The organism is Vibrio sp. ED004 (genome assembly GCF_023206395.1).
In the GTDB taxonomy this organism is placed as follows: Bacteria; Pseudomonadota; Gammaproteobacteria; order Enterobacterales; family Vibrionaceae; genus Vibrio.
This window is the reverse complement of record NZ_CP066150.1, coordinates 801,502-821,691: the sequence shown is the minus strand read 5'-3', so window position 1 is coordinate 821,691 and position 20,190 is coordinate 801,502. Positions and strand designations below refer to the sequence as shown.

19 protein-coding genes and 1 pseudogene are annotated in these 20,190 nt (G+C 39.3%); 10 read left to right on the top strand and 10 right to left on the bottom strand.

Features of this window, described 5'->3' with window-relative positions; genetic code table 11:
- Nucleotides 1–479: 479 nt before the first annotated feature.
- Nucleotides 480–1,154 carry a glutathione S-transferase family protein gene (locus tag ITG10_RS21125; RefSeq protein WP_017632160.1) on the top strand — a complete coding sequence of 225 codons (675 nt, stop codon included), beginning with the start codon at nt 480–482 and terminating at the stop codon, nt 1,152–1,154.
- 458 nt (nt 1,155–1,612) lie between these two features.
- Here ITG10_RS21125 and ITG10_RS21120 read toward each other — a convergent pair whose 3' ends face one another.
- On the bottom strand, nt 1,613–2,176 hold the full coding sequence (locus ITG10_RS21120) for a hypothetical protein (RefSeq protein ID WP_248387136.1): 564 nt from the start codon (nt 2,174–2,176) through the stop codon (nt 1,613–1,615).
- Nucleotides 2,177–2,450: 274 nt separating this feature from the next.
- On the opposite strand from ITG10_RS21120, the pseudogene ITG10_RS21115 reads away from it, so the two are divergent.
- Nucleotides 2,451–2,765, top strand: a pseudogene (locus ITG10_RS21115) (regulator).
- A 308-nt stretch (nt 2,766–3,073) separates the two neighbouring features.
- Here ITG10_RS21115 and ITG10_RS21110 read toward each other — a convergent pair.
- On the bottom strand, nt 3,074–3,718 hold the full coding sequence (locus tag ITG10_RS21110) for an HAD-IA family hydrolase (RefSeq protein WP_026084348.1): 645 nt from the start codon (nt 3,716–3,718) through the stop codon (nt 3,074–3,076).
- 1,081 nt (nt 3,719–4,799) lie between these two features.
- On the opposite strand from ITG10_RS21110, the gene ITG10_RS21105 reads away from it, so the two are divergent.
- Nucleotides 4,800–6,140, top strand: coding sequence for a CAP domain-containing protein (locus tag ITG10_RS21105; protein WP_248387134.1), 1,341 nt, complete (start codon nt 4,800–4,802; stop codon nt 6,138–6,140).
- Nucleotides 6,141–6,196: 56 nt separating this feature from the next.
- On the opposite strand, the gene ITG10_RS21100 is transcribed toward ITG10_RS21105, so the two are convergent.
- The 5 genes from ITG10_RS21100 to ITG10_RS21080 all read right to left on the bottom strand — a co-directional run bounded on the left by ITG10_RS21100 (nt 6,197) and on the right by ITG10_RS21080 (nt 10,267).
- A complete protein-coding gene (locus ITG10_RS21100; protein ID WP_017630761.1) occupies nt 6,197–6,454 on the bottom strand; it encodes a hypothetical protein in 258 nt (85 codons plus the stop codon).
- Nucleotides 6,455–6,851: 397 nt separating this feature from the next.
- Nucleotides 6,852–7,307 (bottom strand): GNAT family N-acetyltransferase, encoded by a 456-nt coding sequence (locus ITG10_RS21095; RefSeq protein ID WP_017630762.1) that lies wholly within the window; start codon nt 7,305–7,307, stop codon nt 6,852–6,854.
- Nucleotides 7,308–7,622: 315 nt separating this feature from the next.
- Nucleotides 7,623–8,045, bottom strand: coding sequence for a VOC family protein (locus tag ITG10_RS21090; protein ID WP_016766815.1), 423 nt, complete (start codon nt 8,043–8,045; stop codon nt 7,623–7,625).
- A gap of 597 nt (nt 8,046–8,642) precedes the next feature.
- Nucleotides 8,643–9,305, bottom strand: a complete 663-nt coding sequence (locus tag ITG10_RS21085) for a hypothetical protein (protein ID WP_248387132.1) — start codon at nt 9,303–9,305, stop codon at nt 8,643–8,645.
- A 110-nt stretch (nt 9,306–9,415) separates the two neighbouring features.
- Nucleotides 9,416–10,267 (bottom strand): trypsin-like peptidase domain-containing protein, encoded by an 852-nt coding sequence (locus ITG10_RS21080; protein WP_248387130.1) that lies wholly within the window; start codon nt 10,265–10,267, stop codon nt 9,416–9,418.
- A gap of 509 nt (nt 10,268–10,776) precedes the next feature.
- Between ITG10_RS21080 and ITG10_RS21075 the strand changes: the two genes are divergently transcribed.
- The 4 genes from ITG10_RS21075 to cas6f all read left to right on the top strand — a co-directional run bounded on the left by ITG10_RS21075 (nt 10,777) and on the right by cas6f (nt 15,530).
- Nucleotides 10,777–11,961, top strand: coding sequence for a TniQ family protein (locus ITG10_RS21075; protein ID WP_248387128.1), 1,185 nt, complete (start codon nt 10,777–10,779; stop codon nt 11,959–11,961).
- A 305-nt stretch (nt 11,962–12,266) separates the two neighbouring features.
- Complete coding sequence (locus tag ITG10_RS21070; protein WP_241430326.1) at nt 12,267–13,883, top strand: type I-F CRISPR-associated protein Csy2; 1,617 nt, start codon at nt 12,267–12,269, stop codon at nt 13,881–13,883.
- Nucleotides 13,867–14,928, top strand: a complete 1,062-nt coding sequence (gene csy3, locus ITG10_RS21065; RefSeq protein ID WP_017631278.1) for a type I-F CRISPR-associated protein Csy3 — start codon at nt 13,867–13,869, stop codon at nt 14,926–14,928. The genes ITG10_RS21070 and csy3 overlap by 17 nt, the downstream gene beginning before the upstream one ends.
- A gap of 2 nt (nt 14,929–14,930) precedes the next feature.
- On the top strand, nt 14,931–15,530 hold the full coding sequence (cas6f, locus tag ITG10_RS21060; RefSeq protein WP_248387126.1) for a type I-F CRISPR-associated endoribonuclease Cas6/Csy4: 600 nt from the start codon (nt 14,931–14,933) through the stop codon (nt 15,528–15,530).
- A 335-nt stretch (nt 15,531–15,865) separates the two neighbouring features.
- On the opposite strand, the gene ITG10_RS21055 is transcribed toward cas6f, so the two are convergent.
- Nucleotides 15,866–16,072: a helix-turn-helix transcriptional regulator gene (locus tag ITG10_RS21055; protein WP_017631276.1), complete on the bottom strand. Its 207-nt coding sequence runs from the start codon at nt 16,070–16,072 to the stop codon at nt 15,866–15,868.
- 129 nt (nt 16,073–16,201) lie between these two features.
- On the opposite strand from ITG10_RS21055, the gene ITG10_RS21050 reads away from it, so the two are divergent.
- A complete protein-coding gene (locus ITG10_RS21050; protein WP_017631275.1) occupies nt 16,202–16,735 on the top strand; it encodes a hypothetical protein in 534 nt (177 codons plus the stop codon).
- Between the two features lie 32 nt (nt 16,736–16,767).
- Entirely contained in the window at nt 16,768–17,640 is an 873-nt protein-coding gene (locus ITG10_RS21045) for a DEAD/DEAH box helicase family protein (protein ID WP_248387124.1), read from the top strand.
- A 23-nt stretch (nt 17,641–17,663) separates the two neighbouring features.
- Here ITG10_RS21045 and tnpA read toward each other — a convergent pair whose 3' ends face one another.
- Nucleotides 17,664–18,098 (bottom strand): IS200/IS605 family transposase, encoded by a 435-nt coding sequence (gene tnpA, locus ITG10_RS21040; RefSeq protein WP_017633274.1) that lies wholly within the window; start codon nt 18,096–18,098, stop codon nt 17,664–17,666.
- A gap of 822 nt (nt 18,099–18,920) precedes the next feature.
- Here tnpA and ITG10_RS21035 point away from each other — a divergent pair.
- The gene (locus tag ITG10_RS21035) at nt 18,921–19,127 is read left to right on the top strand and encodes an antitoxin Xre/MbcA/ParS toxin-binding domain-containing protein (RefSeq protein ID WP_086712132.1); all 207 of its coding nucleotides are present in this window, start codon (nt 18,921–18,923) and stop codon (nt 19,125–19,127) included.
- Nucleotides 19,128–19,197: 70 nt separating this feature from the next.
- Here the strand turns inward: ITG10_RS21035 and ITG10_RS21030 are convergent, their stop codons facing one another.
- Nucleotides 19,198–20,190, bottom strand: a complete 993-nt coding sequence (locus ITG10_RS21030; RefSeq protein ID WP_248387122.1) for a TniB family NTP-binding protein — start codon at nt 20,188–20,190, stop codon at nt 19,198–19,200.

The window sequence follows — 20,190 nt, the reverse complement described above, 5'->3', positions numbered from 1 at the left end:
TTAAGTGTTCACATCAGATTTGCTCACCAATGTAAGTCCCTAAGATTAAAAAACCGTGAAGCACACCTTATTTTCTAACGTTTATATTCATTTGTTGCATAAGGTGTGGCAGCAGATCACGATTTTGAACTTACCGATAAGCCTGTGTATCCAGATAATTCTGGTTTGAACCAGTGCTCAACGTTTTTGTTGGAATATCTGACTGCAGATTCCATACGCCTATCCCGCCAAAAAACACCCATCACAAATCCGAACTCCACATAAAACAACGTATCAAAGAAGCAGATTTAAGCTAATTTTTTCAAAAACTTAAAACTCAACACACTGAATCGCGCGATGTTAATCCTCGCTCAAATAACGAAGTTTTAGGTACATAGATTTAAAACACACATCAACCGATTTTCAAATAATTTAAAATCAATTATTGAACGATCGTTCAAGCGGTGCTTTAATGAATTACCAATACAAGGAGTTACCCCATGCTTAAGTTCTATTTTCACCAAACACCAAACCCAATGAAGATCGCTCTGTTTCTAGAAGAGACAGGTCTAGATTTTGAACTCGTTCCCATTGATACCTTAAAAGGCGAACAACACACGCCGGAATATCGCTTAATAAACCCGAACGGAAAAACACCAGCCATTGAAGACGAAGGACAACGTGTTTTCGATTCGAACGCTATCCTTCTGTACCTATCAGAGAAAACAGGCAAGCTAGGTGGACAACCTGAAGACAGAGCCGAACTGCTCTCTTGGATGATGTTTATCGCGAGTGGTCTTGGTCCTTATTCAGGCCAATCTGTACACTTCCGCCATGCTGCGCCGGCAGGCTTAGACTACGCTGTAAACCGTTACCTACGTGAAGCACAACGTCATTACGAAGTGTTAGAAAAGCATATGGAAGGTCGTGAATTTATCGTCGGAAATGAGTACACCATTGTCGATGTAGCCGCATGGGGTTGGATTGATAAAGCATCTGTTGTGCTTGGTGAAGAAGGCTTAGAACCTTACCCGAATTTAAAGCGTTGGTTTAACGCAATCAACACCCGCCCAGCCGCACTACGTGCCCGCGAAACCGGCAAAGACGTTGAATTTAAAACCGAACGTGATGAAGAAGCGAAAAGAGCACTGTTTCCTTCGAATTATGCGAAGTAGAAGAATTGAAAGTTAACGCTCTATTGAGTGATAGCTAAAACTCAAACATAAAGAGCCGCCAACAGGCCGTGAGGCGCAGCAAATATTGGCAGGAATCGCATTGTTAGGAATTCAATCTGAACTGGAAATTAAACCTCTACTCAGCTTATAAGTTGGCAAGAGTATTAGCAAAAATGACAGGGATTTGAAGAAGGTCTGGCTTTGAATGCAGTATCGAGAAAGGTAGTCACTCGACTACTTAAGTCTCGCTTTCAATGACTTATGGCTTGGTAGAGCGTTATCATTACAATATACCTCTCCCGTAATATCTTAGTAGATCTCGATATTGGGTGTGAAAATGTTGTCTGATGACTTTTCGAAAAGAAGCCAGTATTTTTGCATTTTCGGTCCTTGTTTACGTTTCAATTGCAACACATGGGCAAGCGAAAATCATTTCATTTGCCCATGGTTGGTGCTGGCTAAGGTAACTTAGTAGCTGTGACAGTTATCGCTTTCTTCACCGTCCCCTCAGACATTACGCTCTGGATTAGTTCGGCTCCAATTTTTGTGACGGAATATGAGTTATTAGCCATATGGCGAGATTCAGGCAATAGCTTATCGTAGCCTTTCATGTCTGCGACGTTGTAGCCCTTTAAAAATATTAAATTGTAATCAAGCTTATACCCACCATTGAATCCTTTTTGAAGAGTCATGCTCGAATTACAATCAAACTTAGCGTCCTTATATTTTGGGTACGTTTTCCCATCTTTATTTGTAGTAACTGACTCTAAGTCTTTATACAAGCCAGACTCAGCACATAAATCAAACTCGGATTTATAAGGGACGCTAGGGAAGTTAACTACAAGCATTTGTCTAGCAGAGCCTTGCTCTTGTATGTCAAATACGATTTGAGCGACAGCGTTTGTCTCAGTCCCAACAGTTAGTGAAGGACTAGAGTTTTCAATATAGGTGGTTCTTTCATCGTTTGATACTGAGCAACCTACGATAGAAAGAGTTATTAATGTACAAAACAGAGATTTCATTTTAGGTCCCTTATGAATGTATTTATGCTTATTAGCGTTATATGTACAAATAAACATGCTGATTATTTGTACAGCACTATGGCGGTAGGGTGTCGGTCAACGTATTTATGCAATCAGTCTGTATGCAATAAATTTAAATCATGGATTTATTTTAATGCCAGAAAGATTACTAGTGCATATTATGTTTAATTACGCACACAGCTCTAACACAGTGCGACCTTTTGCTCTTTGAGGTTTTATCATTGAAGTATCGCGAAATAAGTGAGAATGCCAAATAACCAAGGAAGAGGTTACTGAACTGTGGTTTAAATCTGCGAGAACAGTTACAGGTTGGGATGAGGGAAATCCAACTCCACCCGTGTGCAAAAGGCTTATGATAATGGGAAAAGGTCAAGAACTAAGCATTAATGAAGATTGGATACAGTTTAAAATGTTATACGACACTATGGAGCTGCCGACTGGACAAGTGGTTAAACCGCAGCAAATATTGGCAGGAATAGCGCTATTGGGGATCTAGTCTGAGCTAGAAATTAAGACTTCCACTCATTTACTTGGCTTAGCGAGAGCTATAGCTAACATTAAGAAATAGAACAACCAAAGTATGATTTCTATGGAATACGACAAAAAATAGAGGTTTAGCGACGAGTGGCTATCAGATGAAGAACATAGGTCTTGAATAAAAAAGGCCCGAAAGGGCCTTCGTATAATAAATCACAATTTGAGAAGTGGTATGTAGTACTGACTAGATAAATAAGCTGCGGAGAAAAGGACTGTAGCCCAAATAACCATGCGTATAAATTCAAGACCAAATATAGCGTTTCTATTCAAAAACGGTTGGCTATAATCGCGAAGCGATGGCCAGCTGTTTTTTATCAGTTTAAACAGCTTGTTATGTCTTTACCAACATAGCTCATACGAACCGTTTTTGTTTTCAATTGCTAGATCTGAAAAGCCATTAACAATTAGATCAGCTAAAGCTAATTCAGATTCTTTATGGCTAGTTAATATAGCTACAGTAAAACACCCTGCTTCTTTAGCTGATTTGACACCAGCAGGAGAATCTTCGAAAGCAACACAGCTCATCGAATTCACACCTAGTTTTTTAGATGCAAGTATAAATGGTTCAGGATGTGGCTTACCAAATTTAACATCTTCGGCACATACCATGTTCGTAGGCAACTTAAAACCAGATGCACGCAAACTTGTCTCTGCAACTTTCCTTGGACCACTCGTAGCTATTGCCCATGAACACTTAGGTATATTTTCTACAAAACTTAATGCACCATCAATTGCAGTAGCTGATTCCATTGCTTTTATTGCGATTTTTTTAACTACATTTTCTTCATTCAAATTTGCGTATTGAGAACCAACTAATTCTAAAGTTTCGCAAATTTTTCTTCCGTGCACGTGTGGATATACAATTGAAAACTCTATTCCGCTTAGTCCGGCCCATTCTTTCCAAATATTATTTATAACCAGTGTGGTGTTTACAAGAGTTGCATCTACATCAAATATAAAACCGTTGCATGAATGTCTATTTATCAAATCTATTCCTTAAATTTGCAACTACGAAAATGGAAATGAAACATAACATTTTAATATCGTGCAGGCACGAATTTACACTTTCAGCATACCCCCAAATCATTGCTTAACCAACTGAAAAATAAGTATATAATACAGTATAAATCCGATTTTTTAGGTGCAAACCGTGCAAACACACATTGCTTCCTATTCAAGGCACGTTATCACTGAAGAACTTCCATTTAGTTATCGACTATTCAATAGCTTAGAAACACTTAAACAATGTATTCGTGCGTAGCTGTGATTGAAGATCAGTATCTAATGGTCTAGTGGATTAGAAATTTGGGGACAAAGTTAAAACTCTAGGTCTGAGGAAAAGTAAGGCAAGTTCCTGAGTTTGAACCTGAGTTCAATCCCTATCTGGCTCACTTTGGGGCACTTCTGTGTTACGAAGTGCCACGTGTGTGCTTATTAATTATAAGTGGAAATGGGGCAAAAGTTTGTCAGTGACTTCCCTAAATTAGTAATTCATGGATAACTAAAGGTATGGTAAAGCTAGTTGTGGAGAGTTAGTACGATGAGTAAAATCGTACTAGCAAAAAGATTGGTTCATGTTTAGGTACGGACTAAGTGCCATTACGTAAAATCTAAATCAGCCAAACACTCATAAACATCATCAATCAGACTTTTAACACTATCTGGAACTTCAGATTGAACTGAAATATTACGAATAACTAAATAGCGGAAACAGCGTGAAAGTGTTCAATTAACACTCGACTGAACCGGCGACAGTGTCGCCTGAGCGGCCTACGGCCGAAAACAAAGAGACTCAACCTACTTCATTTCTCAATAAAGTCCATGCCCCTTGTAGGTCAGATAACCCAGTTTTTAGATATGAGGTTTGTTCATTATAGAATGTCATAGAGTGAACTTTATCTTCAATTTAATCATGTGATTCTTATTTCTGTTACTGAAAACTATAGCTCCATATACAACCACGTCTCAAAAGTGAGACACTGTTGATAAATGACTTTATTCTAATGCGATATGATTTATATGTGTGTATTTTGAAACTAAATTTATATCACTATGAAAGATTAAGATGAACAAATCACATCAATTACTAGTAAGCACTCTACTTGTTATTTTAGTTTCTGGTTGTAACTCTAGTAGTGGCAGCTCAAACAAATCCACATCAAACACTACAACGAGTGGTAACACTACAACGAGTGGTAACAACTATTCGAACATTAAAGGAAATGTTTTTACTCTGATTGAAGGTTTTTTAGAAAAGGCTAACTCTTCAGGAGTGAGTACATTCGAAAACACTGACAAGATATCTACATCAACTAAATTCCCGCCATTCCAAGGAGCGGACATTACTTCAACGCCAATTACACTTATAACATCAAAGTACCCTACAATGAGTCAAATTAATGGTGCCACGGTAATTGAAGACGATAATGGGCATTGGGACTGTTACAAAGCTACCAACCTCATTGCTGAGCGTAATAATAATAAGATTGTCGTGAATGGGAAAATAGAAAAATATAAGTTTGATTATATTGCAAACACATGTACCAACACCCTTGATTATTCTTATAGTTTTAATAATGCCATTATCGATGAAGAGTTAAAGTTAGATCAACCTAACACAGCTTTTTCACTAGACCAATATGGTTCTAGTACGCCTATTGAAACCTATGAATTTATTGCGAAAAAGTATGGTGAACAATTAACTTCTAATTTTGGTGATTCTTGGTTGGGTATTTTGTCACAAAATTTAATGTCTGAAGCAACAGTTTCTGGCAAGAAGCTTTTCACAGTTGATAGTAACGGAAACGTAAAGCTCTCCTTCACTTCAAGTAACAACTTGGTTGATTTTAATTCATTGAACAAACAAGATATTTTATCTGGTCACATTTTTGGTGGGGCTCCAGGTGTTGGGGTTGCAAGTCAAAATTGGTGTAAGATTGTAAACATACCTAAAGGTGTATCAAGTAGTGCCCTTCAATATCAAACTGTCATTGCAACTAACTGTGCGCGATCTACTGTCCGTTACTGTGATGCAACCACAGGCTATTCAGCAGGTAACTATCCAGCAGTTCCTCCTGTCGCTTGGGATGATGCTTCGAAAAACAATGCTCAATTAAATTCGGATGAACAATACAATAAAAACAAACTAGGGCACTTCGTGGCTCTTAGTGCAGGGCAAAACGCATTCGTACTCGAATCTAAGTCAGCAATCACTCCGATTATTGGTTACACGGCCCCTAGAAGTGACGGACAAGTAAATAATGCAGGTCATAGCAGCTGGGCTGGTCATGAGGGGCATTGCCAGAACGTTATGGGGGCAAGTCATACGAAGGTCGGAATTGCATCTAGAGACACTCAACCTGCAAAATCAGGCATTCAATCGTATTGGACACAAGATTTCAATTAAAATTAAGAAATCTGCCTATAACGAAGAACGGCTCCCGATTGGGAGCCGTTCTTACTTTAATTCCTTACCCAACCACAGTCTTCATCCGTAGGCTTCTTAAAGCAATTTTCTAAAATTAGGTCTAATTTTTTAGAGGCTAATGCAGAGCAACAATGCTCACAAAGAGATTCAAATGCGGCATCTTCTGAACTACGTCCCGTATCATTCTTAGAGACCCATTGTTCAAAAGACCTTTTTACAAGCTCAATGTCTTGCTGTAGTTCCTGAGCACTCTTCCAAATGTCAGTTAGAACTTCACCCTTTGTATCAACCATAATTTGCACCCTAATGATTTTTCAAAAGCGAAGTATATGATGAATTTGAGGTGTTCATTATTCCTATTATGTAAAATCCGTCAATTTGCGCTCAGAAACAGCACTTATAGCAAGTCAAACGCTCTTAACGAAGGTTTTAGCTATGGTTTGTAACGATTTCAGTGCGATTTACAGAGCAAAAACCAGCGAGTTCATTTGAGTCAAAAACTGCACTCTGACACCCATTTTCGTACTTTATGAGTTTTGGGTGTCGGATTATATATATATTTGGTCAAAATTAACCCAACTGAGTGCGTAGGCTTTTTGATGAAACCAACAATGGGGCAGATCTGTTTTAGCCACTAGCCTCATAAAAAGTCAACGGTCGAAATAGCGATTCAGCAATTGTTATTTTGCACTAATCGAAAATTTCTTTTTGATATTTTAGTAACCACTCGTCGCCGTCTTCACCATAAACTACGAAACCTAACTTCTCGTATAGCCGTTGAGCTGCCAAATTTATCTTCCAAACGGACAAAGCTACATCTTTGCCCTCTGGCTGAGCTTGTTCGATTAGGTTGCGAATTAAAGTTCCGCCAACACCTATACCATGAAAGTCGGGATGAACCTGAATTAGGTCTAAGTAGTAGCGGTCCTTATCTTCTTCAAATACCACCCGCCAGAAGCCCGCATCTTGACCATCTACTTGGATGATTTGCGCTGCTTCTTCATACTTCCACATAATATTACGTTCGTAGGCTTCGCGTGATACATCCCCCCCAACTTCTATAAGGTAATCATGCATAGTGACATCACGTAGATGTACAAGGTAATCCACATCACACGATTGAGCTTTACGTAAGGTTACTTTCATAGTCGACTCTCAAATATTTTTCTACATTCGCTGCTAATGTTATATAGATGATGTATAGCCTCTGAAAATATACGTTAATGAAAAGAGGCAAAAAAGTGTTAACCATGTTCACATGGGACGATTTGTCCCGTCAACTCATTGTTGGACATAAATAAGTTTCGAGGGGAACCCGAGCATTTGCAAAAATATAGCAACCTTAATTAACTCAGTGTCTCTAATTTATATGATGCGGGTTACTACTAGTTACCCATGCAAACCAGCGGTAATACTATAAGTACCAAACGCGAACAGGCATAAACATTTTATAACAGTCGTTTATAGTTTCTCTTTTTCTCCAAGATGCTGGGTAAACCTTAATAGATAACCGTCTAGATCCTGTATTAAAAACTCTCGCTCACCAGACAACTTTTCACCAATGTCGTACCATGTTTCCTTTAAGTCTCGGAAGAAATGTACGTTAGCCTTTTTTAGCCTTTCGATTAAAGGTTCTAAGTCTGAAAGCTCAATTTGAAAATTAACCCCACGGCCTAGCGGAGCAACTAACTCACCTGTGACCCAACCTGAGTCCGTGATTTCTTCTAGCATGATCTGAACTTGCTCTTGTTCAAGATAAACAAAATCGGGATTTTCTCGCTTAATTCTTACAGAGAACCCAAGCACATCCACGTAAAAAGAAAGTGATTCTTCAAAGTTACTTACTGATAACTCGGGAACCATCGGATTCCAATATTCTTCCATAACTTATCCTTGTAACATTTTATACAACACCCCAACCACTCAACACACCACCTCTTCCAAATTAAATTGCCTTACGGGCATGGCGGCTCAGTACAGGGTCACATCAAGCATCTCACCTTGCTACGGTCTGACTCATTGCAAAATCCAATCTCGCCTTTAAAGCTAGATGTTTTTCTTCTTTTGTTTGAATTCCTAAGAGTTTTCTTATCAATAACATGGTATCTCTTTGCCGCTTCTATGTTTTTTAGTAAGACAAGCAATTAACGAGCCAAAATGATAAGTAAAAACAATGAATTTGCTGAATTTGGTACAAATTTGTGATTATTCACGATCACCTAACCACACACGGGGAAAGTTCAGCCTAAGAAGGTTCTGGACATTTCCGTGTCAGTGGTTTTGCTAAATTAGCAATTCATGAATAACTACAAGTATGGAAAGTCACTAACCTGGTGCCATGTGTGAATAGACTAGTTCGAGTCGCAATGCCCCTAGACGATCATCGAATAATTTACTTAATAAAGTGGCTTCGGGCTTGTTCAACACTCGGGATTTAGTGTTGGCTACGCAACACCTTAATCCTTATTCGTTATGCTTCACTCAATGCCACTTGACCTTAACATACGTCTCTAATGTCTTTACTAGCAGCCAGTAATCTATAAATATTTGCTTATCAAAAACAAAAGACTTGTCATATTTCAGGCGGTGACCTGAGAATTTCAAGTATGGTGAGTTCTCAATGTCTGTAAGAATTTTGACAATGTCATGCTCAAGCATGTAGTAGTAAGGTTTAATATCTTCCAATTGAGACTCAAATGGCAATGTAGTATCCAGAATCAATTGATCTATATACGTTTCTGCTTTTACATCATATTGATAATAAAAAGACCTAAACCCTTTCAACGATATATTTAGAGCGTCCACCTCTATCAAGTTTTCCAAGTCTTCAACCGTAAGTTTATTTGCATTAGGCATCGGTCGACAAGATTGGTTTGGAAACAAGATTGAATTATGAATAGCGACATCCATGCTTGAGACCATGCGTTCAAGTTTAGGATGAATAATGTTCATTATTTTCTTTTTCTCGGAGCGATCTTTAAGAGTTACCGTCAAAAAGAAAAAAACATAACTTGAAAATATGGAGAGTATTAAACCACTTAATGCTTCTCCTATCTTACTAGAACCAAAGAAGAATCCTGCACCAAAACAAGTAAGCACTAATGCGATAAAAGCAGCTCCGACTGGATAATCTATATTCTTCATATCTACCTTGTTTGTGAAGCATAACGCCGCAATAAGCGGACTAAAAAGTTGGTTACAATGTGGAGCGAAGCGGAACCTAACCAACTGTTTTAGTCCGTTTAATTGCCTTGTTAAGCAACTTTTCCACAACACTCCTTGAATCGTAAGCCTCTATTACAAGGGCATTTTGCAATTCGAGAAGGAGGAAAACGCATAGATTCATCGTTAAATGAAAGTCGGCTCTCTATGATTTCTTCTATTACAAATGGACGCCAAACTCTACCAATTTCTGATTGACCATGAATCCGGCCAGCATAGACGCCAAGAAAACGAGTCTGAATACCACCTGCCATTGCAAAATTGCCATTCGATGTTTGATAACTATCAGCCCGAAGAACAACCGGAGAGCCAGACATGCCAGCACGAGTCGTGGCATCAATTAAAAATGCAGGTCGATTTACTTCAAAATCTATACCATGGTCAGAAGCGATGTTTCCCGTTTTCCATATTGGCCAATTAGCACCAGCTGACAATCCAAATGGATAGCCAATTACTGATACAGGCATGGCTGTTACTGGCACCATATCTTTGTCTTTTAACTCGAAATCTAATGTATATATTTCAATATCATCAGTTTCATCTAACTTTATTGCAACAACATCAACTTCACTACCTAAAGGGTGCTCTAGCCATAGAGGTTCTTCATTATCATCTAATAGGTCAATTCGTTTTTTAACCCATTCGCCTAAGGAACCTTTTTTATGAAATGAAACCATCAAATTATTTGGAATCGCTAAATGTTTTTTATCTAAACACTCCAGTGAATCAGCGTCTTTTCCAGACACTACATGCCAATTAGTAATTAGGTATGTATCTTCACAATATTTAAGTAAAAAACCTGTGGCAACTGATAATCCTATTTCATTAAAACAAGGTTCAATGAACAAAGACGTACAGGATAATGGGTCAACATATCTAATCATTTTCACCTCACTCAGAGTAGTTGCTTAACATCTTGCAGGCACGAATTTATACTTTCAGCATATCCCAAACGCCTTGTCTAACCAACTGAAAACAATCATATAATACATTATAAATCCGACTTTTCAGGTGAAAACCGTGCAAACACACATTGCTTCCTATTCAAGGCACGTTATCACAGATATTCAATAGCTTATAAACACTTAAACAACGTATTCGTGTGTAGCTGTCATTGAAGATCAGTCTCTAGTGGGTTAGAAAATTTTTTGGGGAGGGGGACAAAGTTAGAACTCTAGGCATGAGCCGATTTAGGGAAAACGCACGCCTCTAATATTTGTAGAGTATTTGATCTAACAGGTTTTGGGGCAAAAACGTGTTTAAACCTAATTACACTACAACCTCTATTAGCTAGGGATGAGAAGCTACCCACAGAATTGAAATAGAACCTTTTTCTTATAGTTCAATAGACTAAATTAATACTATGGGTATTTAAGGAGCCTGTAGTTTAATTATGTTTCTTCAGCGTCCAACACCATGCAAAGATGAATCACTAGAAAGCTTCTTTATCCGTGTGGCCAACAACAATGGATATGGTGATGTCCATCGTTTCCTAGAAGCGACCAAACGCTTCCTACAAGACATTGACCATAACGGCTATCAAACCTTTCCAACCGATATCACAAAGATTAACCCCTGCTCGGCCAAAAGCAGTTCCAGTGCCCGTACTGCCTCATTACTGAAACTTGCGCAATTGACGTTTAATGAGCCTACTGAACTACTTGGGTTAGCAATAAACAGAACAAATTTAAAATACTCTCCATCTACCAGTGCTGTGATACGAGGCTCTGAAGTTTTTCCTCGTAGTTTACTTCGAACTAAATCCACCCCCTGCTGCCCATTGTGTTTACAACAAAATGGCTACGCTTCTTACCTTTGGCATTTCGAGGGTTACGATCACTGCCACATTCATGATGTGCCCTTAGTCAACAGCTGTAGCTGTGGCGCTGAATTTGACTACCGAGAGTCGGGGTTGAAAGGAAATTGCAGTAATTGCAAAGAACCTATAGCCATAAAGAGTTCAGAGGTGAGTCATGAGGCAGTATTCACTGTTGCAAATTGGCTCGCCGGTAATGAGTCTAAAAATCTACCTGACGTCCCCAAAAGCTACCGTTGGGGGTTGGTTCATTGGTGGGTCCATCTTAATGACAATAAGTTCGACCATCTATTATTCACCCAATTTTTCTCGAATTGGCCTAGCTCGTTTCATTCTATGATTGATAGCGAAATCGAATTCAACCTAGATCACGCAATTGTTGGAAGAAAAGAATTTCGGGTAAAAGATCTTATGGGGCGGATATTTTTTAGTTCCATTCGATTACCAGAACGCAACCTGCAGCACAATATCGTTCTAGGAGAGCTTCTACGGCATACAGAGATGCATTTATGGGATAGCAACGGTCTGATCGCTAACCTGCGCATGAACTCTTTAGAGGCTGCTGTATTCCTTAATTGCAGTATGGATGAGGTAGCTTCAATGGTAGAACAGCGCATCTTAAAGCCAAATCGCAAAACTAAGCCAAACACGCCCCTAGAAGTTAACGATTACCTATTTTATTTCGGCGATATCTTCTGCCTTTGGTTAGCCGAATTTCAAACTGATGAGTTTAACCGCTCGTTCTATGTATCGAGGTGGTAAGTGCAAATTCTGAAAAAGCTAATCGCATCAAATCCTGACGACTTAAAAACAGCACTAAAGCGCGCATTTCGTCCACTCACACCGCATATTGCGATTGATGGCAAAGACTTGATGCACTGACGATATTAGTCAATTTAACCGATAAGACAGATGATCAGAAAGACCTGCTAGACCGAGTCAAATGCAAGCAAAAACTTCGAGATGAAAAATGGTGGGCTCGCTGTCTAAAAACGGTTGAGTATAGACAAAGCCACAACCTAAAATTTCCAGACATACACTCTGAAGGTGTTATTCGCGCGACTCCTTTGGGGCAGTTACCTGAATTTTTACTCTCATCTTCTAAATTAAAACCACACCACTGGGCGTACAGCCATGATTCGAGTGATGTTAACAAAAGCGCCTTATTAACCAATGAATTTAGTTGGAATTGTGTGATTTCATGCCTTGGGGATTTACTTAAAGATGTAGAACACCCGTTGTGGCAAAAACTCAATACGCTTGGCTGCTACCAGAAAACACGTAAGGCTATCGCTAAACAATTGGCTCAGATTTCTCAAACAACGATTAACGTCAGTCTCGCTCCAAATTACTTAACTCAACTATCTTTGCCTGATAACGACAGTTCTTATATTTCACTCTCGCCAGTGGCTTCTCAATCGATGCAAAGTCACTGTTATCAAGCGCTAGAAAATGAGTATCGCTATACAGCGTTAACCCGTTACAGCCGCAGTACTAACATGGGAGTATTACCTATGACATGTGGTGGTGCTTTGAAGATGTTGAAAACTGTCCCTAACTTTTCCCTTACACATCATTATCAGATAAACATTGGAAAATCTTGGTTGACCTCAAGTCATATTCAATCGTTAACACAGTACCAAACGCATACTCAATATTTAATGCCAAAAAACAAGCGAGTGGCTTACCGCAGAACAGTCAAAAACGAGATACAAGAGATGGTTAAGGCTTGGTTGCCTATACAGGACAGGACCATGGATGTGAATACTCTTGTCCAACATCTAAACCATGATCTATCCCGCATCAAATTAGCTAAGTGTTTTGCTTACGAACCGAGTATGACCAAACTCCTACTTGGGCTTATAAAGCGTGAACTCAACGAACGTAGATCCGATTCAACTAACGTTAGCGGCAGTGAAAAAAAGGATTCATTCTTTGCGATTCCAAATATAAGAGTTTGTGGAGCAAGCGCGTTGAGTTCACCTATCACGGTCGGTCTTCCATCACTCACTGCTTTCTTGGGGTTTACTCACGCGTTTGAACGTAACTTAAATGAGTCTTTTCCTACGCTCACAATTGATTCGTTTGCCATCTGTGTCCATCAACTACACGTTGAAAAACGCGGTTTAACAAAAGAATATATACAAAAAGCAAACCACACCATATCGCCACCCGCTACACACGATGACTGGCAGTGTGATTTGGTCTTTAGTTTGGTGATTAGGTTTAATCGTAGCTTGAGCGTTGATGAAAGTGCGATTGTTCGAGCTCTGCCGAGGCGGTTTGCCAGAGGTTCCGCTAAAATAGCCATTGCAGATTTCAAATACATCCGGTCATTTTCAACGTTAGAAAAGACGATTCAATCCTTTCCTCAGAAAACCGGCAAATGGCTATCGATGCATACTGAACCTATCGAAAACATGAGTGATATTTTATCGGAAGTTAAAGAGAACCGAAAATTAACCCCAAGCTGTGTTGGGTATCATTTTCTTGAAGAGCCGACCGACAAACCTAACTCTCTTCGAGGTTATAAACATGCTTTTTCTGAGTGCATCATTGGTCTGATTGAGCCAATCACTTTTGATCAAAACACCGACACAACTACTATTTTGTGGCATCACAAGCGCTATCAAAACTACCTTTCTGTGCAGCCAAGGAGTACCTATCATGGAACTACCGACTAACCTAGCCTATGAACGTTCTATTGATCCTTCTGATGTGTGCTTTGTAGTTGTGTGGCCAGATGGGCGAAAGACCCCCTTAACCTACACTTCTCGTACTGTACTAGGACAAATGGAAACCGCAGCCTTAGCTTATGAGCCGTCGGGGCGGACCAAAGAGAGTGCAACCGCTGAAAAACTGGCTCAAGGTAACCCACATCAAGTCGATTTTTGTCATGCTCCTTTCGGTGCGAGCCACATTGAATGCTACTTTTCGGTCTCTTTTTCTTCTGAGCTACGCAAACCTTACAAGTGTAATTCGTCTACGGTTAAACACACACTAATGCAGCTAATCAAAGCGTATGAAGAAAATATTGGTTGGAATGAATTGGTTTCTCGATATCTAGTCAATATATGTAATGGCTCATGGCTGTGGAAAAATACTAAAAAAGCCTATTGCTGGGATATAGAGTTAACCCCTTGGCCCTGGGCGGGAGGTGCTGTCAAATTTCAAGACATAAAGGCTAACTACCTAGAAAGAAATGACTTTGAGAACCATAAAGATTGGGAAGCTATTGCTCAAATGACCAGAAATGCTTTTTCTCACTCTAATGGTTTGGCCATATTTGAAGTGAAAGCCACCTTGCAATTACCGACTAATAAAGAGATTTTTCCGAGCCAAGCATTCACCGAAAATGAAAGTAACAACACTAATAAATCAAAGAAACAAAGCAAGGGACGAATTTTTCAAAGCACAACGGTTGACGGTGAACGGAGCCCAATATTGGGTATTTATAAAACTGGTGCCGCCATTGCGACCATAGACGACTGGTACCCCGATGCAACTGAGGCACTACGTGTCGGTCGGTTTGGGGTTCATAAAGAAGATGTCACTTGCTACCGTCACCCTTCTACGCAAAAAGATTTCTTTTCTATCCTTAAGCAAACAGAGTCTTATATTGAAGCACTAACGTCTTCAGATAAACCAAATCAAGAGACCATAAACGACCTGCATTTTTTGGTCGCAAACATCATCAAGGGTGGAATGTTCCAACATAAGGGGGATTAAGTATGAAGTGGTACTACAAAACGATTACTTTTCTGCCAGCGCGTTGTAACAATGAATCATTAGCCGCTAAGTGCCTTCGGATTCTTCATGGCTTTAACTATGAGTATGAAACAAGAAATATTGGCGTTTCATTTCCTCTTTGGAGTGACGATACCATCGGAAATAAAATTTCTTTTGTGAGCACAAATAAAATCGAACTCGATTTGCGACTCAAACAGCACTACTTCACCCAAATGAAAGAGCTGCACTATTTTGATATATCAAATACAAAGGTTGTCCCTGACGGCTGCGAGTATGTTTCATTTAAGCGTTGCCAGTCGATAGACAAAGCAACACCTGCTGGACAAGCTAGGAAAGCGAAAAGATTAAAAAAGCGCGCTGAAGCAAGAGGGGAAGAATTTGACTTATCCTCATTCAAACAACATGAAGTTGTTGCACTCCATCACTACCACTCGCTTAAGGAAGACAGTAAAAGTCGTGGCGGTAGTTTTCGACTCAATATAAGAATATTCAAAGAAGCTCGCTTAGACGGAGATGCACTATTTAGCAGCTATGGTCTTGCGAATACTGAAAACACATCTCAACCCGTCCCCCTAATTTGACCCTATTTTTATCGACAATTTTAAGTCATTGAATTATAAAAACTTTATCACTGTGATAAAAATAGGGTTAATTGACACTAAATCTATTAACTGATTGATAAATATATACTATTATTTAATTAGTAACAGTGAACTGCCGAATAGGTAGGAGACAATTCAATATCAATTGCTGTTGCTTCAAATCTCAAACCACTACCTTGTGGTTTGCTTTAGAAATCATTGAGGACTATAATCCTCAACTCTACTGTAAAGTAGTTGATAACAAACGGACCACTTTCATTCGCGTTCAATAACAGTTTACTGCTGAATAAGTAGATACTTTAAGAACTGGTACCTTAAGGCAGCAAATCTCTCACATCACACTCAAGAACTTGAGCCAACTGATAGGCTTTTTCGAGTGTGATGTTTACTTCCCCACGCTCAATCCTGCCAATATAACTTCGATCGATATCAGCCAACAAAGCTAGTTGGTCTTGAGAAACCTTCTGGTCCCTGCGTTTCCCGCGTAATTTGGCCCCAAAGCGCTTTGCTAAGTCTTTCATTTAAAACGACTCTAAAAAACAAAAACTATCGCCTCTTGATGTATTTATTACCACGGACTATAAACCGCAAAAATTCACAAATAGATTCAACAATGAGTTCAAAAGTAAAAATTAATCAAGATATCTTTGATGCAATTAATCGATGCAATTAATCGATGCAATTCAAACCAGTTCAGCATTATTGAGATTAGAAGTTCGATTCAAAAAGAATCTGACCAGTATGAGAACAGTAGCGTTGCTCGACTTTTTGTAGCGAGGTCATTGGAGCGACTTCTCTCGTTAGGTGTATTACAGGCAACGGGGGAGGGTCGAAACAGAACGTTTTCAAAATCAGATAATTTTGATTCAACGCAATTTAACATTGTTCCTAGACGCAAAAAGGTCATAGCAAAAGAACAGGGACTAAAAATATCCGAATTAAATATAGCAAAAGCCCAATTAGAGGTTGAACGACAAGACATAACTGCGCAGCTCACAGTAACTCTTGCTGAGATTGATGAATACCAAAGCCTTATGCGACGCTTCAATTCCTTACAACCATTCATACAACCGAGTTACCAAGAAGCAACTAACAAGTCGGCAAAGCTAATGGCTCAATTGAATGTGTGGACAAACACTATATCTCTAATTAATCAAAATACTGGTGGTAAAAAAGAATGTTAAGGCGTTGGCAATCAGAGTGTATTGGAAACGCAATGGCCCACTACATTCAAGGAAGCAAACATTTTTTAGCACAAGCCACACCAGGTGCAGGCAAAACATTTATGGCCGCCAATCTAGCTAAAGGCTTATTTGAACGCTCTATGATCGATTTCGTTATCTGCTTTTCTCCATCAAAGACTGTGTCATCGAGTATACAAAGTAACTTCTCCGAAACACTACAAGATGAAATGGATGGAAAGTTTGGCTCTCTAGGTACATCTATCACTTACCAATCAATAACACACCTAGATGACAAGTTCTGGAATAGGCTTTTAAAATATCGTGTACTTTGTGTTTTTGATGAAATACATCACTGCGGTGGTGATAATAATGAGAACAGCAATGTCTGGGGCCAACTGATTCTATGCAAGATTAAGAAAGTAGCCACTTATACACTCGCTTTAACTGGTACACCTTGGCGTTCAAATTTGACCCCCGTTGTACTCTCGTCATACAGCGATCCTGAGGGGACGATTGTATGTGATTATCAATACACACTAGCGCAAGCTGTCCAAGACGGCGTTTGCCGTAAACCAACGATTACGCTTATTGATTGTGATAAATCCACGATTAAGTTAGATAATTATATTGAATCATTCAACTCATTCAATGAGCTTATATCTGAGAGTGAAATTAACTACTCTACTATTCTCAACAACAAACCTGCTTTGATTCATGTTTTGGGAACAGCCGTTAATCGCTTGAAGAAAATTCGAAGTCAATCCCCATATGCCGGAGGCTTAATCGTAGCTACATCTGTCAATCACGCCATAGAAATAGCTTCACTACTCAAAAATACATTCAATCAAACAACCACGATAGTCACATGTAAATTACCACCTTCTAAAGAAGGTGGCTTTATGTGAGCCCCCTAAAAGGGGGCCTTTGTTTAGTCCAACGCCAATTGCTGCTGCTCCACGCGCTCTTTTTTCTCTTGATGTCTTACATAGCGTCGAATGATTTCTTCATTAACCCCTACGCTATCGACAAAATAGCCCCTTTGCCAAAAGTGGTTACCCCAGAGTTTGTTTCTCCTTAAATATGGAAATTTACTAAAGAGTTTTAAAGCTATTTTGCCTTTCAATACGCCCATCAACTTGGATATCGATAACTTAGGCGGAACTTTTACTACCAAGTGCACGTGGTCAACTTGAACGTTTAATTCAACGACTTCACATCCAAGTTGATTACAGTAAACGTTTATACATCGATAAACTTCTTTACCTACATTGTTTTTCAAAATCCTAAATCGATACTTTGGTGTCCACACTATGTGATATTGACATCTCCAAAATACGTGGGAAGCTTGATTATATCTGCTCATGTTATTTGTCCTCTTTGACTTCGCTAAAAATCAAGGGAGCATTTAACATGGGTAGAACTACAGGCAAAGCCAAACTGAATGATAACCACCTACTGAAGTAGGTGGTTTAGGGCTGAAAACAAAAATGATGACTCCCAAGTCAGAATTAAACAATTTAGAACCGACTACACCGAGTGGATTGTGAGTGTTGGTATGGTCAGTGAGGGCACAGATATTCCGAGACTCCAAGTATGTTGCCATCTGAGCAACATAAAGACCGAACTCTACTTTCGCCAAATCCTTGGTCGTATACTCCGTATGACTTCATGCCCGAACCAAGAAGCATGGCTATATACTTTTGCCGCCCCAAAACTCATCGAATTTGCAGAAGAAGTTGAACGAGATATTCCAGATAGCTGTCGTTATTTGAGGAGGCCTCAGAAAAAACCAAATCAAGCACTAGAACACATAGCTACAAATTCAAATCTCCCCCTTAGTGATAATGGAGACAATACCGATACTGTCTCCATCAATTTCTCTGGACGAATTGATCAGAGTGGTAGCACAGAATCGGAAAGCAATTCTGCCGAGATCGCGGACCTAACACTGACAAGCTTTAAACAACGAGTAATTGAAGCTTTCCAATATCTTTGATCCAGTGTGGTTAAATCTTATAAGTGACACGTCGAATTTTCAGCGAATCAACCCTCCACAATCTGACTTTTGGCCACTTCTTGTTTAGACCATTGTTATTTATCAGTTCGCCTAATCATTATTTGGCCTACTTTTCTTAACGTAGTATTATGTATTACACTTACTACATCCATTTAGGTGGAGTTTAAGGTGAATAAAGAAACGAAAAAGAATTTTGATAGAGTATTTCAGGAAGCACTAGCGCTGTTTGGAAGTGAAGAAGCTACTCATTACTGGCTTAAACACCCAGTTAGAGGACTAAGTAACAAACGGCCAATTGACATGCTTTCAACAACTGAAGACACTCAAGTCGTAATTAGTTTAATCGGTCGTTTAGAGCACGGAGTGTTTTCGTGACCTTTTGTAGTAGGTTTTGCCCAGAAAATAAGGACAACGCTCCTTAAGTAGTGTTGTGAACACCATTACATTACTCAAACATGTTCCCACCATTAAGCTTACTTTTTGATCTTGAATTAATGTTTTTCAGATAATCCTCCCATCCAATATCCTTTGGTGGAGGACGCAACATTTCCTCCGTCACCTTGACTCCGTTTTCAAAAGGGTTTTTCCATGTGTAGGTCTTGTTACTACATGTGAGCTCAGCAGCAACAACTAGATCTTCATAAATAATCGTGGCCCGATGATTATCAATGGCATTAACCGATGCTTGATAGATGAGGTTTCTCAGCGAACGCATATTACCTTCAGAAAAAGCATATAGTTTTTTCTGAAGGTTTTTCTCTGCTAACCCAGCCTCTTTGACAAAAGGTAATAATTTATCAAGATTTTCCAGAAATTTTTTGAATACACCTTCACCACCCTGATAGCTAAATGGGTGGAGTTCACACTGAATTGAGAATCGTCCATGCAGTTGTGAGTTTGCTTTCAATACAACCTTAGAATACGGCATACCAAAAAGAACAATTGGGCACTTCGTTCTATTGAGTATCATTTTGAGCCAATTGCCTACTTGTGTAAGAATGCGATTTGACCTCTCTTCAACTAAGTGCTGAAATTCATCAATAATGATCAACTTAACACCAACCAAAGGTATCAAGTCAGTCAGTTTTTTCGTCAACCTCGCCAGATCAGTATCATAAAGCGCTAATGGGTCACCCATTTCAAGCAACAACTCTCTTGCTGCATCAATAGGCTTCGCATTGTCTGGTAATTCGATATGCAGAACAGGAACTATCTCTCCTCGCACTTTAGAATCACGATTATTTTGACTTAAATATTTTTTGATAACCGTCGTCTTGCCTACTCCCGATGCACCAAAGACCATCATACAAGTTGGCTCGGATTCAAAATCTGACAAATCCCTACATCTATCCATATAGCCCAAAATTTTCGTAACACTCGGCGTTGATACAAATGCTCTTTTGGCTTTTGAGATGCGCGCTTCTCGAGTTTCATTCAT

Coding starts and splice junctions, on each gene's coding strand:
- ITG10_RS21125 (WP_017632160.1), top strand. CDS start 480: ATGCTTAAGTTCTATTTTCACCAAACACCAAACCCAATGAAGATCGCT.
- ITG10_RS21120 (WP_248387136.1), bottom strand. CDS start 2,176: ATGAAATCTCTGTTTTGTACATTAATAACTCTTTCTATCGTAGGTTGC.
- ITG10_RS21105 (WP_248387134.1), top strand. CDS start 4,800: ATGAACAAATCACATCAATTACTAGTAAGCACTCTACTTGTTATTTTA.
- ITG10_RS21100 (WP_017630761.1), bottom strand. CDS start 6,454: ATGGTTGATACAAAGGGTGAAGTTCTAACTGACATTTGGAAGAGTGCT.
- ITG10_RS21095 (WP_017630762.1), bottom strand. CDS start 7,307: ATGAAAGTAACCTTACGTAAAGCTCAATCGTGTGATGTGGATTACCTT.
- ITG10_RS21090 (WP_016766815.1), bottom strand. CDS start 8,045: ATGGAAGAATATTGGAATCCGATGGTTCCCGAGTTATCAGTAAGTAAC.
- ITG10_RS21085 (WP_248387132.1), bottom strand. CDS start 9,305: ATGAAGAATATAGATTATCCAGTCGGAGCTGCTTTTATCGCATTAGTG.
- ITG10_RS21080 (WP_248387130.1), bottom strand. CDS start 10,267: ATGATTAGATATGTTGACCCATTATCCTGTACGTCTTTGTTCATTGAA.
- ITG10_RS21075 (WP_248387128.1), top strand. CDS start 10,777: ATGTTTCTTCAGCGTCCAACACCATGCAAAGATGAATCACTAGAAAGC.
- csy3 (WP_017631278.1), top strand. CDS start 13,867: ATGGAACTACCGACTAACCTAGCCTATGAACGTTCTATTGATCCTTCT.
- cas6f (WP_248387126.1), top strand. CDS start 14,931: ATGAAGTGGTACTACAAAACGATTACTTTTCTGCCAGCGCGTTGTAAC.
- ITG10_RS21055 (WP_017631276.1), bottom strand. CDS start 16,072: ATGAAAGACTTAGCAAAGCGCTTTGGGGCCAAATTACGCGGGAAACGC.
- ITG10_RS21050 (WP_017631275.1), top strand. CDS start 16,202: ATGCAATTAATCGATGCAATTAATCGATGCAATTCAAACCAGTTCAGC.
- ITG10_RS21045 (WP_248387124.1), top strand. CDS start 16,768: ATGGCCCACTACATTCAAGGAAGCAAACATTTTTTAGCACAAGCCACA.
- tnpA (WP_017633274.1), bottom strand. CDS start 18,098: ATGAGCAGATATAATCAAGCTTCCCACGTATTTTGGAGATGTCAATAT.
- ITG10_RS21030 (WP_248387122.1), bottom strand. CDS start 20,190: ATGAATGAAACTCGAGAAGCGCGCATCTCAAAAGCCAAAAGAGCATTT.